Here is a 14,804-nt window from a genome sequence, read left to right on the forward strand (position 1 = left end):
TGACAAGGGGAGCGCGGCCGCTTCCCTTGTCCCGTTCACCGCATAAGAGATTAATGAAACTCCCCAGCGCCTGGTGAACGGAATCCTTCCACCAATCCAACATGCCAGGCCCATTGCCGGATGGCGGCTGCGCCTTATCCGGCCTACAAACCACCGGTATTTATTCCGTCGGCCACAGCCCCATCGCCATGCGGGCGATGCCGAGCAGCGTTTCGCGGCTGGCGCCGTCGCGGGCCTGGATCGACATCCCCTGCTGGATGCTGGTGTAAAGCCGGGTTAGCGCATCAATATCGGTATCGACGGGCAGTTCGCCCTGCGCTTGCGCCTGCGCCAGACGCGCTTTCAGTAACGCCATCCCGCCGTTGCGCATAGCCTGTACGCGCTGACCAAGGCGATCGTTGCCTTCGCTGGCGACCGCCGAGAGCGTCACCATACAGCCGTGCGGCAGATCGCAGCGCGTCAGCATTTCGGCTGAGCGCTCAAGCCAGCTTGCGACAGCGCGTTTTGGCGAGGGCTCCTGCTCCATATCGCCCCAAATCAGCGGCGCAACGCACTGCTCGTAGTGCTGCAACACCTCATCGTAGAGGTTCTCTTTACTGCCGAACGCCGCATAAAGGCTCGGCGACTTGATACCCATCGCCTCATAGAGATCGCTCATCGAGGTGGCGGTATACCCCTTGCGCCAGAAGAGCAACATCGCCTTGTTCAGCGCTTCTGTTCGATCAAACTCGCGCGGTCTTCCCCGGCTCATCATCAGCTCCTCACATTTTGTGCTGATCGGTATATTAATAATATTGACGAATAGATGGAAGCCTGATTATTTTAATTATGTATCAATCGACACATAATCCAGGAGTCATCATGTCATATTCACTGTCAGGTAAACGCGCGCTGGTCACCGGCGCAAGCCGGGGTATCGGTAAAGCCATCGCTTTAACGCTGGCGCGCGCCGGGGCGGATGTCGCCATCACTTATGAAAAATCGGCAGAGAAAGCCGAAGCGGTTGCTGAAGAGATCCGCGCGCTTGGGCGCAACGGCGTTGCTATTCAGGCGGACAGCGCCAATCCGCAGGCGGCGCAGGACTCCGTTGCACAAGCGGTGTCACAACTGGGCGGGCTGGATATCCTGGTCAATAACGCCGGGATTGCGCGCGGCGGTTCGCTGGAGTCGATGTCGCAGGCGGATATCGACGCGCTGATCAACGTCAATATTCGCGGCGTGATCTATACCACCCAGGCGGCGCTGGCACACCTGCCGGATGGCGCGCGCATCATTAACATCGGCAGTAACCTCTCCGACCAGGTGCCGTTTAAAGGCGTCACGATTTATTCCATGACCAAATCGGCGCTTAACTCCCTGACGCGCGGGCTGGCGCGGGATCTGGGCGCGCGCGGCATCACGGTCAATATGGTGAAACCCGGCTCGACGGACAGCGATATGAACCCGGCGGATGGCGCGCAGTCAGACGAGCAGCGCAGTTTCACCGCGTTAGGCCACTACGGCGAGCCGCAGGATATTGCCGAAGCGGTGGCATTTCTTGCCAGCCCGGCGGCGAAGCATATTACCGGCGCGGATATTGTGGTGGATGGCGGAACCAACGCCTGACGGCAGGCAAAAAAAGCGGCACAGTGTGCCGCCTTTTGTCGTTAACAGCAGCGTGCGCCGCCTTTGCCGCCGTAGCGCGCATCCTGGCGCTCGCGGAAGAACTCCTCGTAGGTCATCGGCGTCTGGTCAGGATGAGTGACGCGCATATGCTCAACGTAGTTGTCATAATCCGGCACGCCAATCATCATTTTTGCCGCCTGGCCTAAGTATTTGCCCGCTTTTGAGAGCGTATCGAACATATCTGCTCCTTCGCTTAGTGCGCGTTTTTGGCACGCGCCACAACCTGATCAACGTTGTCCGGCATCGCTTCATACGGCGTCTCTTGCGCCGTCGGGTGATCCGCTTTCAGCGCCGCCAGCGCGGTCTTCAGCGAGTAGAAGGCGAGTACCACCACCACAACCATAAAGAAAAGGGTTAACCCGGCATCGAGGCGGTTGTTAAACACCAGCTGCGCCAGCTGAGACTGGGTATACTGCGCCGGAATATTGCCGCTGTCGATCATCGCCTGGAACTTATTGGCAATCGCCAGGAAGCCCACTTTGTTGTCCGGGCTGAAGGTTTTCTGCCAGCCAGCGGTAAGCGTACAGACCAGCAGCCAGGCCGTTGGTACTAATGCCACCCATGCGTAGCGCTGGCGCTTCATCTTAAACAGCACCACCGCGCAGAGCATCAGCGCCATACCGGCCAGCATCTGGTTAGCGATACCAAACAGCGGCCACAGCGTATTGATACCGCCCAGCGGATCGACCACCCCCTGATGCAGGAAGTAGCCCCACGCCAGCACGCAGAGCGCGGTGGCAAGCAGGTTAGCGGGCAGCGACTCGGTGCGTTTCAGCGTCGGAGAGATGGCCCCCAACAGATCCTGCAACATAAAGCGCGCCGCGCGGGTTCCGGCATCCACCGCCGTCAGAATAAACAGCGCCTCAAACAGAATCGCAAAGTGATACCAGAAAGAAACATCCATCAGGCCGCCGAGCGCGCCGTGCAGAATATAGGCCATGCCGACCGCCAGCGTCGGCGCCCCGCCCGCCCGCGAGATGATCGACTGCTCGCCCACTTCATCGGCAATCTGCCGCAGCGCATCCGGCGTAATGGTAAAGCCCCAGTTGCTCACCACCTGCGCCGCAGACGCCACCACATCGGTGGTGCCCGCCGGGGCCAGCACCGCCATCGGGCTGTTCATCGCAAAGTAGACGCCCGGATCGATAATGCACGCCGAGACCAGCGCCATGATCGCCACAAACGACTCCATCAACATGCCGCCGTAGCCGATAAAGCAGGCCTGCCCTTCGCTGGCGAGCATCTTCGGTGTAGTACCGGAGGAAATCAGCGCGTGGAAGCCGGAGACCGCGCCGCAGGCGATGGTGATAAAGAGGAACGGGAAGAGATTACCGGTCCACACCGGGCCGGTGCCATCGACAAACTTGGTCAGCGCGGGCATCGTCAGCGTCGGGCGCATAATCAGGATGCCAATCGCCAGCCCAATAATGGTGCCGATTTTCAGGAAGGTGGAGAGGTAGTCGCGCGGGGCCAGCAGCAGCCACACCGGCAGCACCGAGGCGACAAAACCGTAGCCGACCAGCATCCAGGTGAGCTGCACGCCGGTGTAATCAAACCACGGCGCCCAGGTCGGGCTTTCGGCGACCCAGCCGCCGGAGATAATGGCAAACACCAACAGCACCAGACCAATCACCGACACTTCGCCAATGCGCCCCGGGCGCAGGTAGCGAATATAGATGCCCATAAATACCGCCAGCGGAATGGTGAAGGCCACGGTATAGGTGCCCCACGGGCTGTGGGTCAGCGCTTTGACGACAATCATCGCCAGCACCGCGAGGATAATCACCATGATCATAAAGGTCGCCACCAGCGCGATCACGCCGACGGTTGGCCCCATCTCTGCCTTCACCATCTCGCCAAGGGAGCGCCCATCGCGGCGGGTGGAGATAAACAGCACCATAAAATCCTGCACCGCACCGGCTAACACTACGCCTGCGAGGATCCAGATCATGCCGGGCAGATAACCCATCTGCGCCGCCAGCACCGGGCCTACCAGCGGGCCTGCGCCAGCAATCGCTGCAAAATGGTGACCGAACAGCACTTTTTTATCTGTCGGCACATAGTCGAGGCCGTCGTTGTAGCGCACCGCCGGGGTCATGCGCGTCGGGTCAACCTGCAGCACATTTTTGGCGATATAGAGACCATAAAAACGGTAAGCAATGAGGTAAATACAGACGGCTGCGACCACGATCCAGAGTGCGTTGATCGGTTCGCCGCGATTCAGAGCGATATAGCCGAGGGCAAACGCGCCAACAAGCGAGAGCGCGCCCCAAACAAGGTATTTCCCTGGGTTGTTCATAGCGGTTATCCGTTTGAGAGACAGAGAGATGTTACATTTTGTTTCTATATCAACTCAAAGAACTTAACAACTTTGAAACACAGGAAAGGCGGCCTGCCGCACGGCATTTGGTTGATTGTGTTAACGGGATCGCAAGAATGCCCTCCTGAGCCGGAGGGCGAAGGGTTAGCCAAGCACTGCGGTGCTGAGGCGACAGGTTGCGCAGCGCCGCCCCTGCTCATCAAACACCACGATCTCCCAGCTCTGATTCTGGCGGCCAAGATGCAGCGGCTGGCAAACGCCGCGCACTTTGCCGTGCGCCACCGCGCGGTGATGGGTGGCGTTCAGCTCGGTGCCGACCACGCACTGACCGTCGCTGGTCATCATAAAACCGGCCATCGACCCCAAAGTTTCCGCCAGCGCCGCCGATGCGCCGCCGTGCAGCAGGCCAAACGGCTGGTGCGTGCGGCTATCGACTGGCATCTCCGCTTCGAGAAAATCATCCCCGATGCGGGTATAGGTAATCGCCAGATGTTCAATCAGGGTGTTATCGCTGGTGGCATTCAGCGCCTCCAGCGTTAAGTGACGTTTCCAGATCATCAGGCCCCCAGCGTCGAGCCGCCATCCACCACAATATCCTGCAATGTGATGTGGCTGGCGAGATCGGAGGCGAGGAACAAAATGGTGTTCGCCACCTCCTGCGGACGGGCGATTTTCCCCAGCGGAATGCCGAGCTTAAACTGCTCGCCGAAGCCGCGAATGCGCTGCTGCTCCGCATCGTCGCTCACCCACAGCGTGCGCTGCATATCGGTATCCGTCGAACCCGGCGAAACGATATTACAGCGTACATGGCTGGCGGCCAGTTCAAGACCGACGGTCAGGGCCAGGCTTTTCAGCGCCGCTTTCGACGCACCGTAAGCACTCATGCCGATACGCGGCGTGTGCGCGGCGTCAGAGCAGACGGTAACAATCGCCCCGCGCTGCTGGCGGCGAAAGTGCGCCATCGTCTGGCGAAAGAGGTTAAAGGCACCGCCGACGTTAACAGTGAACGTCTGCTGCCACGCTTTGTCAGAGAGCGCATCCGTTGCGCCCATATGCAAAATGCCCGCGGCATTGACCAGCACATCCAGCGGCGCGTTGTTTGCCAGCAGGCGCTCGCAGACGGCGGCGACCTGCGCGGCGTCGGCGATATCCAGCGTTTCGCAGGCAAACGGATAGTGCTCGCCGTTAAAGGCGAGATCGAAGCCGGTCACCTGTGCGCCCGCCTCAACGAAGGCGAGCGCAGTGGCATAGCCGATCCCCTTCCCTGCCCCGCTCACCCAGACACTGCGTCCGCTGAAATCGAGGCTCGCCATCACTGCACCCCGCGCGCGAGCAGCGCCCACCAGGCATCAATGGTTGGTTTTTTCGCCAGCATCACAAAGTCGATATCGCCATGCACTTTGCGCCAGCGGGCGGCGAGCGCCATCATGCGCACCGAATCGAGGCCGTAATCAATCAGGTTTTCGTCATCCAGCGGCTCGTCAGACTCATCCAGCAGCGGCAGGATGATTTCGCGCAGCGCCGCTTTGCTTGCCGGTAGCGGCAGCAGCTCTTGCGTCAGCACCACGCGGCCAGAACGCCCGGCGACATAGTTGAGCGACATTAAGTGCTCTTCGCGGCTGAAATCTGCCAGCGCGTCGGCCACCATAAACGGCTTGATATCGCGCATAAAGGCGTCGGTGGCGGTGGTCATACAGCCGATATGCGAGTAGACGCCGGTGATCAGCAGCTGGTTGCGGCCGGTCTCTTTCAGCATCTGCTCAAGCGGCGAGCGGTGAAAGGCGCTGTAACGCCACTTCACCAGCACGGTGTCGGCCTCGTCCGGTGCCAGTTCGCTGACGATCTGCTGCTGCTCCGGCGAGCGGGTCAGGCCTGGCCCCCACATATCGTTCAGCAACGCGCGATCTTCATCACTCTGCTCTTTCGGCTGCGCGGTGTAGTAGACCGGAATATTGTGCTGTTTGCAGAAGTGACGCAGTGCGGCGATGTTCGCCACCACTTGCTGCATCATCGGACAGTTATCGCCCCAGAAATTAACAAAATAGTCCTGCATATCATGGATCAACAGCGCCGCACGGGCGGGCTCAAACGACCAGTTCACTTTGTTGTCCGGGATATCAGCCGCTGCGGGCAGCGCGTAGCCCTGTAGTTTTGGGATTGCCATCTTCTCTCCTTTACGCCGGGGTGCGTTGTGCTAACCACTGGCGTAACTGTTTCTTGTCAACTTTTCCTACCGGCGTTAGCGGCAGCGCTTCAAGGCACTCGACGCGATCCGGCAGCTTAAATTCCGCCACGCCCTGCTCGCGCAAGAAGCGGCGGATCGCCACCGCGCGCAGCGGGGTTTTCACCACCAGGTACGCGCAGCTCTTCTCGCCGAGCAGGCTGTCCTCCATGCTCACAAGCGCGGCGTGGATCACCGCGTCATGGCGCAGCAGCAGGTTTTCGATCTCCTCGGCGGCAATCTTCTCGCCGCCGCGGTTGATCTGATCTTTTTCCCGCCCCTGCACGGTGATGTAGCCCTGCTCATCAATGGCGATGAGATCGCCCGAGCAGTAGAAGCCCTCAGCATCAAAAGCGCTGGCGTTGTGTTGCGGGCTATTGAAGTAGCCGCGGAAGGTGTAGGGACCGCGCGTCATCAGGCGTCCGGTCTGGCCTGCGGGCAGCGGGTTGCCGTTTTCATTGGCGACCCACACTTCATCATCCGGCGACATCGGGCGGCCCTGGGTGTTGATGATGCGCTCCAGCGGATCGTCGAGGCGGGTGTAGTTCACCAGCCCTTCGGCCATGCCAAACACCTGCTGGAGCTGACAGCCGATCTCCGCCGGAATACGCGCCGCCAGCGTCGCTGAGAGCCGCGCGCCGCCCACCTGAAGCAATTTCAACGACGCCAGCTGGGCATTGCTGCCCCACTCGGCAATCGCCTGCAACCAGAGGCTGACCGCCGGGGGCACCAGCGCGGTGACGTTAATCTGATGTTTTTCAATCAGCGGGAAACAGAGCGTGGCGCTCGGGTCGCTCGCCAGCACCACACAGCCACCGGCAAGGAAGACGCCGAGCGCGCCGGGCGAACTTAACGGGTAGTTGTGCGCCGCCGGTAAGGCGCAAAGGTAGCGGGTCTGCGCCGTGAAATGGCAAATCTCATTACTGCGCACAATGCTGTAGAGATAGTCATTGTGCGTGCGCGGGATCAGCTTCGGCGTACCGGTGCTACCACCGGAGAGCTGGAAGAAGGCCACCTCATCTGCCGGGGTTGGCGTAGCGGAAAAGTTATCTGCCGGGCGGGCAATCGCCTGCTCCAGCGACTCGCCGCGCAGCAAAATAGCGCGCAGCGACGGGTGATCGTTTTTCAACGCGCTGAGGAAAGCGTCATCGGCAAACAGCCCGTGGGCGCGATCGGCAATCAGCAGCGCGGGTTTGATTTGCGCCGCGTAAGCGTTGAGCTCGCTGCGCTGATGGCTGAAGAGCGCGTTCACCGGCGCGACGCCAATTTTCAGCAGGGCGAAAAAGGTGATGTAAAACTCGGCGACATTGCCCAGTTGTACCAGCGCGGTATCGCCGCGCGTAATGCCCATCGACTGTAATGCGCAGGCGAGGTTGTCCGACGCAGCATGCAGCTGGCGGTAGCTCAGCTCGCGATCGCCGTCGATTACCGCAACGGCTTCGCTGGCGGCGTGGCGGGTCAAAATGTCGCTCAACGGTAGATCCTGCCAGTAGCCCTTTTCACGGTAACGACGGGCAAACTCTTGCGGCCAGCGGCTAAAAGGAATGGTCACTGTGGCTCCTTAATGCAAACCGAAGGCGTTCAGCATGGTGGTCAGTTTGACGCCGGTTTCGCGCCATTCAGCGAGCGGCGACGAGGCGGGGACAATCCCGGCTCCGGCAAACAGGCGGACGTTGTTGTCGCGGATGCGCGCGCAGCGAATGGTAACTACCCACTCGCCGTTTCCTTCCGCATCGCACCAGCCGACAATGCCGCCGAAGAGTTCGCGGTTAAATGGCTCAAGCTCGGCGATAATTTTCTTTGCAATCTGGTGCGGGAAGCCGCTCAGCGCCGGTGTTGGATGGAGCAGGCAGGCGAGCGTCAGGGCGTTTTCACCCTCTTTTGCCGTGCCCTCAATCGGCGTTGCCAGGTGCCACAGCGTCGGCGTGTTCACCAGCTGCGGCGATGACGGCAGGGTCAACATGCGGCTGCGCGGTTGCAGCACTTTTTTCATCGCCTGGGTCACCAGTTCGTGTTCATGGCGATCTTTTTCTGAGGCCAGCAGTTTGTTGCCCGCTTCGCGATCGAGCATGTCATCGGGCTGACGGCGCGCCGAACCGGCCAGCGGCAGAGAGCTGAAGTGATCGCCCTCTTTACGCAGCAGCAGCTCGGGGCTTGCGCCCAGTAGTGCACCGCCATCGGGCAACGGAACGTGGAAGTTGAAGCTGGCGGGGTTCTGCGCAATTAAGCGCTCAAGCAGCACACCGCTGTCGACCGGGCGGTCAGTTGCGATCTCAATCAGGCGCGAGAGCACCACTTTGTCCACTTCCGGCGTTGCGGTGCGCGCGGAGGCATTCGCCACCATCTCCATAAACAGATCCTGCTCCGGCACCGCTGTCTGCGCCTTCACATTCGGCATCGCGCCGCTGTTGAAGTAGCGCGCAGCGCGCTGTTTTTCCGGGCGGGAGAAGCTCTGCCAGCGTTGAGGGATAAAGAGCGCCGAAGGCTGCGTGGTATCAAACGGGATAGCGCCGACCATAATCGGCCGGGCGATGCCCTGCGCTCTGGCGTCGGCAAAGGCCTGCGCCAGTTTTTGCTGGAAGGCGCTGTCTGGCGCATCGCCCCCCGCTGCCGGCTCTGAGAAACGCGCAACACACCCCGACGTGGTGAAACTGCGGTACGGCGACATAAAGAAAAATTGATCGGCGGCCAGTGTCGTTGCAGACAGCTGGATCTCTTCAGCCAATGACGTATCCATATCATCCTCCGGCAATGATAAATGTATTAAGAATGATTATCATTTTTGTTTGGTGCAGTAAGATAAAAAGTTATTGCCGGTGATGTCAACAGCAGAATCTCCTCTCGCACTGCCACAACTTGCATCCATGACGCTCAACGATGAAAATGAGAAGCATTAACTTCAACAGAAACAGGACTCACGTTGTGAATTTTCTTAGCTGGTGTCGTAAACACGCTCTGTTAGTGGGCGTTTTCGTTTTAGGACTTAACTCAGCCTGCGCCGCCGACTGGCCGCGCCAGGTGACCGACAGCCGCGGCGTGCATCAGCTTGCCAGCGCGCCGCAGCGCATTGTTTCCACGAGCGTTACCCTCACCGGCTCGCTGCTGGCGATTGATGCGCCAGTGGTCGCCAGCGGCGCAACGACGCCAAATAACCGTTTTGCCGACGATCAGGGCTTTTTGCGCCAGTGGGGCGACATTGCCAAACAGCGCAACGTCGCGCGTCTCTACATCGGCGAAGCGAATGCCGAAGCGGTAGCCGCGCAGATGCCGGATCTAATTTTGATCAGCGCTACCGGCGGCGACTCGGCGCTGGCGCTCTACGATCAGCTCTCGACCATCGCGCCGACGCTAATCATCAATTACGACGATAAGAGTTGGCAGGCGCTGCTTACCCAGCTTGGCGAGATCACCGGCCACGAGCAGCAGGCCGCCGCGCGCATCACTGAGTTCAACCAGCAACTGGCGGCGGCAAAAACGCGCATGAAACTGCCGCCGCAGCCGGTAAGCGCGCTGGTTTATACGCCCGCCGCGCACAGCGCGAATCTCTGGACCCGCGACTCCGCGCAGGGCCAGCTAATGCAGCAGCTCGGTTTTACCCTCGCGCCGCTGCCAGCGGGCATTCAGGCAAGCCAGAGCCAGGGTAAGCGCCATGACATCGTGCAGCTCGGCGGTGAAAACCTCGCCGCCGGGCTGAATGGCGAAGCGCTGTTCCTGTTCGCCGGCGACCAAAAAGAGGCCGATGCCCTGAGCGCTAACCCGCTGCTGGCGCACCTTCCCGCGGTAAGTAATAAGCGGGTTTATGCGCTCGGTGCCGAGACTTTCCGGCTTGATTACTACAGCGCAACCCGCGTGTTGCAGCGCTTGTCTGCGCTGTTTGGCTGAGGGTTTGGCGCAAGCCTGATTGCCGGATGGCGCTAACGCTTATCCGGCCTACAAAATCCTCACCCCTGCCGGATGGCGCTGGCGCTTATCCGGCCTACGAAAATCCTCCCCCTGCCGGATGGCGCTGGCGCTTATCCGGCCTACAAAAACCCCGGCATTGCCGGATAAGGGTCGTGACTTATCCGGCCTGTGAAGGCATCCCGTTTGCAGTCAAGGGGTGATCAGATCGCCGTAACGCTGAATCACCGGTGACGTTAACGCCACCGGTGCGTTTTATGCGCCGGACTGAACCTGTCGGAAACGGCGTAATTCGCCGAGTATGAGAACCAGCACTAATCCCACTATCGCTAACGCCAGCCCGCTGAAGCTCGCCGAGGCGGCGGGGGTCAGCATCGATCCCATTGCGCCCAGCAGCGCCGCGCCGATGGCGTCGCCGGTGACGTTTTGCGCCGTCCATAAGCCGTTAATGCGCCCGAGCATCGCTTCCGGGGTCTGGGTTTGCAACAGGGTGTATTGCAGCAGTGAACTCACCGCCGTCAGCCAGCCACAGAGCGCCAGAAAGAGCACACCGAGCGGCCAGACGGGCATCAGGCTAAAGAGCGCAATGGCGATAAACGCGCCGACACTGGTCAGCAGCATGATGATGCCGGGCCGCTCGCTATGTGCCAGCCGACCGCTGGTCAACGCGCCGATGGCTGCGCCGAGCGGCAGTGCGGCGTAGAGCACGCCAATCTCCGCCGCCGACATCTGCCAGCTCATCGCCAGTGCCGGGTAGAGCACGCGCACGGCGCTGGCCATCGTCAGCAGGCCGCCGAGCAGCGCAATGCCGCCAACTAACGGGTTACGCAGCAGAAAGTGCAGCGCAGCGGCAAGAGATTTAAGCGGGTGTTCGCGCGGTTGCGGCGGCGGTGGGAGCGCAGGCAGCGTCAGCAGTGGCAGCAGGGTGATAAAGGTGCCTGCCGCCGCCAGACCGTAGTTCCACGCCACGCCGCCGGAGGCCAGCAGCAGGCCGCCAACCATCGGCGAAATCACCGAACCGATGCGCACGGTGAGCATGGTGATCGCCCCCGCCTGCATCAGGTTTTCCCGCCCGACCAGCGCAGGCGTTGCCGCCAGCAGCGCCGTCACGCCGAGCGCGCCGAAAAAGCCATCCCACACGCCAAGCAGATAGATCGCCGACAGCAACGGCGCGGGTAACAGTGCATTGAGAAAGAGGCCGATAAAGCCGATACCGCAGGTGGATCGCGCCAGCAGAATCAGCTTTTTACGTTCAAAGCGATCCGCCAGCACGCCGCCGAGCATCAGGCCGACAAACATTGCGCCGCCGGTCAGCGTCACGGCAAGCCCGACCTGCCAGCTGGAGTGGGTCATCGCCTGGATCTGCACTGGCACAGCCACGCCCAGTAAGCCCAGCGATAAGATTGAGATAAAACGCGCGAGGAAAACGGCGCGATAAGCCGGATGTGTCCGCAGCAGGCTGAGATTCAGCAGCCAGGAGTGTTGCTTCATTACAAGACCTTGTATTCCATACTTTCTGTGTCCAATCTCAGGCTGCGCATGGTAACATAACAAAACAGGATCGATAACGATAATTACTATCATTATCAAAATTGGGATTTTTATGTCGTTTTCTGCTTCCCCGGCGCGTTTATTGGTTCTCGTCGGGCTATTTATACTGCTTATATTTGCTGCGGCACTGAGCCTGTTTATTGGCGCAAAACCGATGCCTGCCGCAGTTATCACCGACGCCCTTTTTGGCGCTTGCCACAGCGCAGATTGCACCATCATTCGCGATGCGCGCTTACCCCGCACGCTGGCAGGCTTACTCGCCGGCGGCGCGCTCGGCCTTGCCGGTGCGCTGATGCAAACCCTGACGCGCAACCCGCTGGCCGACCCGGGTCTTTTAGGCGTCAATGCGGGCGCCAGTTTCGCCATTGTGCTCGGCGCCGCGCTGCTCGGCGCGACCACGCCAACGGAGCAACTGCTGTTCGCTTTTTGCGGCGCATTCGCCGCCTCGCTGCTGGTGGCGTTTACCGGCAGCCAGGGCGGCGGCCAGCTTAGCCCGGTGCGCTTAACACTGGCTGGCGTGGCGCTCACCGCCGTGCTCGACGGTCTCTCCAGCGGCATTTCCCTGCTCAATGCTGATGTCTACGATCAGCTGCGTTTCTGGCAGGCCGGTTCCCTTGATATCCGCACGCTGGCAACCCTGCGCGTGGTGCTGATCCCGGTGCTGCTGGCGGCGGGCGTGGCATTACTGCTGAGCCGGGCACTTAACAGCCTGAGCCTCGGCAGTGACACGGCGACGGCGCTTGGCAGCAAAGTGGCGCGCACCCAGTTGCTGGGCCTGCTGGCGATAACCGTGCTCTGCGGCAGCGCCACGGCGGTCGTCGGGCCCATCGCCTTTATCGGTCTGATGATGCCCCACCTCGCGCGCGGGCTGGTTGGAGCCGATCACCGCTGGTCACTTCCCGTCACGCTGATTGCCACCCCTGCTCTGCTGCTGTTTGCCGATATCATTGGTCGTGTGATCGTACCGGGCGAACTGCGCGTTTCGGTAGTGAGCGCCTTTATCGGCGCGCCGATGCTGATCCTGCTGGTGCGCCGCGCGCGCGGAGGCGGCTTATGATCGCCCCCTCCCGCCGTTTAGTGGCCAGCTGCCTGCTGATGGTTATCGCCGCCCTGCTGCTCGCAGCCTGGGGGTTGCGCAGCGGTACGGTGATGCTCACCTTTACGCAGGTTTTCGACGCCCTAAGCGGTGCTGCGCCGCGCGCAATGCAGCTGGTGGTGATGGAGTGGCGCTTGCCGCGAGTGTTAATGGCGCTGGTGGTTGGCGCGGCGCTTGGGATCAGCGGTGCGATTTTCCAGTCGCTGATGCGTAACCCGCTCGGCAGCCCGGATGTCATGGGCTTTAATACCGGTGCCTGGAGCGGCGTGCTGGTGGCGATGGTGCTGTTTGGTCAGCATATGACGGCAATTGCGCTGGCAGCGATGGCGGGCGGCATTCTTACCTCGCTGGTGGTGTGGCTGCTGGCCTGGCGCAACGGTATTGAAACCTTCCGCCTGATTATTGTCGGCATTGGCGTACGCGCGATGCTGGTAGCCTTTAACACCTGGCTGCTGCTGAAAGCGTCGCTTGAAACGGCGCTCTCCGCCGGGCTGTGGAACGCCGGTTCGCTCAATGGCCTGACGTGGGCAAAAACGCTGCCGTCGGTGCCGATTATGCTGGCGATGTTTTTTTTCGCTGCCCTGCTGGCACGGCGCATGCGGCTGCTGGAGATGGGCGACGACAGTGCCTGCGCGTTGGGCGTCAACGTTGAGCGCTCGCGTTTGCTGCTGATGCTGGTAGCGGTGGCGCTGACCGCAGCCGCCACGGCGCTTGCCGGGCCGATCTCCTTTATCGCGCTGGTGGCACCGCATATTGCCCGCCGCCTGAGCGGTACGGCGCGCTGGGGGTTAACCCAGTCCGCGCTCTGCGGCGCGCTGCTGCTGCTGCTGGCGGATATGATCGCCCAGCGCGGCTTTACGCCTTACCAGCTACCGGTTGGCGTGGTCACCGTCAGCCTCGGCGGTATTTACCTTATCGCCTTGTTAATTCAGGAGTCCCGCAAGAAATGAGCGCCTTATCCCCCCGTCTGCGCGGCGAAGCGTTAACCCTGGGCTACGGCAAAAAAGTGATTGCCGAGCAGCTGAGCGTCGCCATTCCCGATGGCCATTTCACCGCCATCATCGGCCCGAATGGTTGCGGGAAATCGACTCTTTTACGCACCCTCAGCCGCCTGATGACGCCGCGCGAAGGGCATGTCTACCTGGACGGCGAGCAGATCCAGCGTTTTGCCAGCAAAGAGGTGGCGCGACGTATTGGTCTGCTGGCGCAAAACGCCACCACGCCTGGCGATATTACGGTGCAGGAGCTGGTAGCGCGCGGGCGTTACCCCCATCAGCCGCTCTTTACCCGCTGGCGCAAAGAGGATGACGAGGCGGTTAAGCGGGCGATGAAAGCCACGGGCGTGGAGAGCCTGGCGCAGCAGAGTGTCGATACGCTTTCCGGCGGCCAGCGCCAGCGGGCGTGGATCGCCATGGTGCTGGCGCAGGAGACGGCGATTATGCTGCTTGATGAGCCAACCACCTGGCTTGATATCAGCTATCAAATCGATCTGCTGGAGCTGCTCAGCCAGCTGAACCGCGAGCAGGGGTATACGCTGGCGGCGGTGTTGCATGATTTGAATCAGGCATGCCGTTACGCCACCCATTTGATTGCGCTGCGCGACGGGAAGATTGTGGCGCAGGGCGCGCCGAAAGAGATTGTCACCGCCGGGTTGATCGAGGAGGTGTACGGGCTGCGCTGCATGATCATTGACGATCCGGTGGCGCATACACCATTGGTGGTGCCGCTGGGGCGCAGCGGTTGAACGTTGTTGGCAAATCCCATTGCCGGATAAGCGTCAGCGCCATCCGGCATGATCCCCCCAGAAAACAGAGCCACTGAAACCGCGTAGGCCGGATAAGGCAAAGCCGCCATCCGGCATGATCTCCGCATCCATTGCCGGATGGCGCGTTACACGCTTATCCGGCCTACGCGGTTCCAGCAACAGCTATTTTTCATTCAGCCCCCATCTTGCAGCGACGCTGTTTACCCCCGCTGAAATCGGCGAACCGAAGCGGGAATGACAAGGTCTGGACGCCATGGATGGCGGACAGAGGCGAACCGAGACAGGA

At 60.9% G+C, this 14,804-nt stretch carries 14 protein-coding genes; 5 read left to right on the forward strand and 9 right to left on the reverse strand.

What is annotated here, in order from left to right; genetic code table 11:
• Positions 1-160 precede the first annotated feature (160 nt).
• The gene (locus IAE50_RS17290) at positions 161-754 is read right to left on the reverse strand and encodes a TetR/AcrR family transcriptional regulator (protein ID WP_225975628.1); all 594 of its coding nucleotides are present in this window, start codon (positions 752-754) and stop codon (positions 161-163) included.
• A gap of 107 nt (positions 755-861) precedes the next feature.
• Between IAE50_RS17290 and IAE50_RS17295 the strand changes: the two genes are divergently transcribed.
• Positions 862-1,605 (forward strand): 3-oxoacyl-ACP reductase family protein, encoded by a 744-nt coding sequence (locus IAE50_RS17295; RefSeq protein ID WP_200580796.1) that lies wholly within the window; start codon positions 862-864, stop codon positions 1,603-1,605.
• 41 nt (positions 1,606-1,646) lie between these two features.
• Here the strand turns inward: IAE50_RS17295 and IAE50_RS17300 are convergent, their stop codons facing one another.
• The 7 genes from IAE50_RS17300 to entC form a co-directional block, all read right to left on the reverse strand.
• Positions 1,647-1,844, reverse strand: a complete 198-nt coding sequence (locus IAE50_RS17300) for a YbdD/YjiX family protein (RefSeq protein ID WP_000460621.1) — start codon at positions 1,842-1,844, stop codon at positions 1,647-1,649.
• Between the two features lie 14 nt (positions 1,845-1,858).
• Positions 1,859-3,964: a pyruvate/proton symporter CstA gene (cstA, locus tag IAE50_RS17305; RefSeq protein WP_200580797.1), complete on the reverse strand. Its 2,106-nt coding sequence runs from the start codon at positions 3,962-3,964 to the stop codon at positions 1,859-1,861.
• Positions 3,965-4,129: 165 nt separating this feature from the next.
• Positions 4,130-4,543 (reverse strand): proofreading thioesterase EntH, encoded by a 414-nt coding sequence (gene entH, locus IAE50_RS17310; protein ID WP_124969240.1) that lies wholly within the window; start codon positions 4,541-4,543, stop codon positions 4,130-4,132.
• Positions 4,543-5,298, reverse strand: coding sequence for a 2,3-dihydro-2,3-dihydroxybenzoate dehydrogenase EntA (gene entA, locus IAE50_RS17315; protein ID WP_200135594.1), 756 nt, complete (start codon positions 5,296-5,298; stop codon positions 4,543-4,545). The genes entH and entA overlap by 1 nt, the downstream gene beginning before the upstream one ends.
• Positions 5,298-6,149 (reverse strand): isochorismatase, encoded by an 852-nt coding sequence (locus IAE50_RS17320; protein WP_023479247.1) that lies wholly within the window; start codon positions 6,147-6,149, stop codon positions 5,298-5,300. The genes entA and IAE50_RS17320 overlap by 1 nt, the downstream gene beginning before the upstream one ends.
• Positions 6,150-6,159: 10 nt before the next feature.
• A complete protein-coding gene (gene entE, locus IAE50_RS17325; RefSeq protein ID WP_200580798.1) occupies positions 6,160-7,758 on the reverse strand; it encodes a (2,3-dihydroxybenzoyl)adenylate synthase EntE in 1,599 nt (532 codons plus the stop codon).
• 9 nt (positions 7,759-7,767) lie between these two features.
• Entirely contained in the window at positions 7,768-8,943 is a 1,176-nt protein-coding gene (gene entC / locus IAE50_RS17330) for an isochorismate synthase EntC (protein WP_200580799.1), read from the reverse strand.
• A gap of 218 nt (positions 8,944-9,161) precedes the next feature.
• Here entC and fepB point away from each other — a divergent pair, with 218 nt between their 5' ends.
• Positions 9,162-10,088 carry a Fe2+-enterobactin ABC transporter substrate-binding protein gene (gene fepB, locus IAE50_RS17335; RefSeq protein WP_234467219.1) on the forward strand — a complete coding sequence of 309 codons (927 nt, stop codon included), beginning with the start codon at positions 9,162-9,164 and terminating at the stop codon, positions 10,086-10,088.
• 273 nt (positions 10,089-10,361) lie between these two features.
• Here the strand turns inward: fepB and entS are convergent, their stop codons facing one another.
• Complete coding sequence (gene entS, locus IAE50_RS17340) at positions 10,362-11,597, reverse strand: enterobactin transporter EntS (RefSeq protein WP_128483442.1); 1,236 nt, start codon at positions 11,595-11,597, stop codon at positions 10,362-10,364.
• Positions 11,598-11,709: 112 nt separating this feature from the next.
• Between entS and fepD the strand changes: the two genes are divergently transcribed.
• Genes fepD through fepC form a run of 3 tightly spaced genes read left to right on the forward strand, consistent with a single transcriptional unit; the run spans position 11,710 to position 14,497 of the window.
• On the forward strand, positions 11,710-12,714 hold the full coding sequence (gene fepD, locus IAE50_RS17345) for a Fe(3+)-siderophore ABC transporter permease (RefSeq protein ID WP_200580800.1): 1,005 nt from the start codon (positions 11,710-11,712) through the stop codon (positions 12,712-12,714).
• Positions 12,711-13,703 (forward strand): iron-enterobactin ABC transporter permease, encoded by a 993-nt coding sequence (fepG, locus tag IAE50_RS17350; protein WP_200580801.1) that lies wholly within the window; start codon positions 12,711-12,713, stop codon positions 13,701-13,703. Before fepD ends, fepG begins: the two co-directional genes overlap by 4 nt.
• Positions 13,700-14,497, forward strand: coding sequence for an iron-enterobactin ABC transporter ATP-binding protein (gene fepC / locus IAE50_RS17355; protein WP_200580802.1), 798 nt, complete (start codon positions 13,700-13,702; stop codon positions 14,495-14,497). Before fepG ends, fepC begins: the two co-directional genes overlap by 4 nt.
• Positions 14,498-14,804: the final 307 nt, after the last annotated feature.

Origin of the sequence: Kosakonia sp. S42, from assembly GCF_016624785.1 — a bacterium.
Taxonomy (GTDB): Bacteria; Pseudomonadota; Gammaproteobacteria; order Enterobacterales; family Enterobacteriaceae; genus Kosakonia; species Kosakonia cowanii.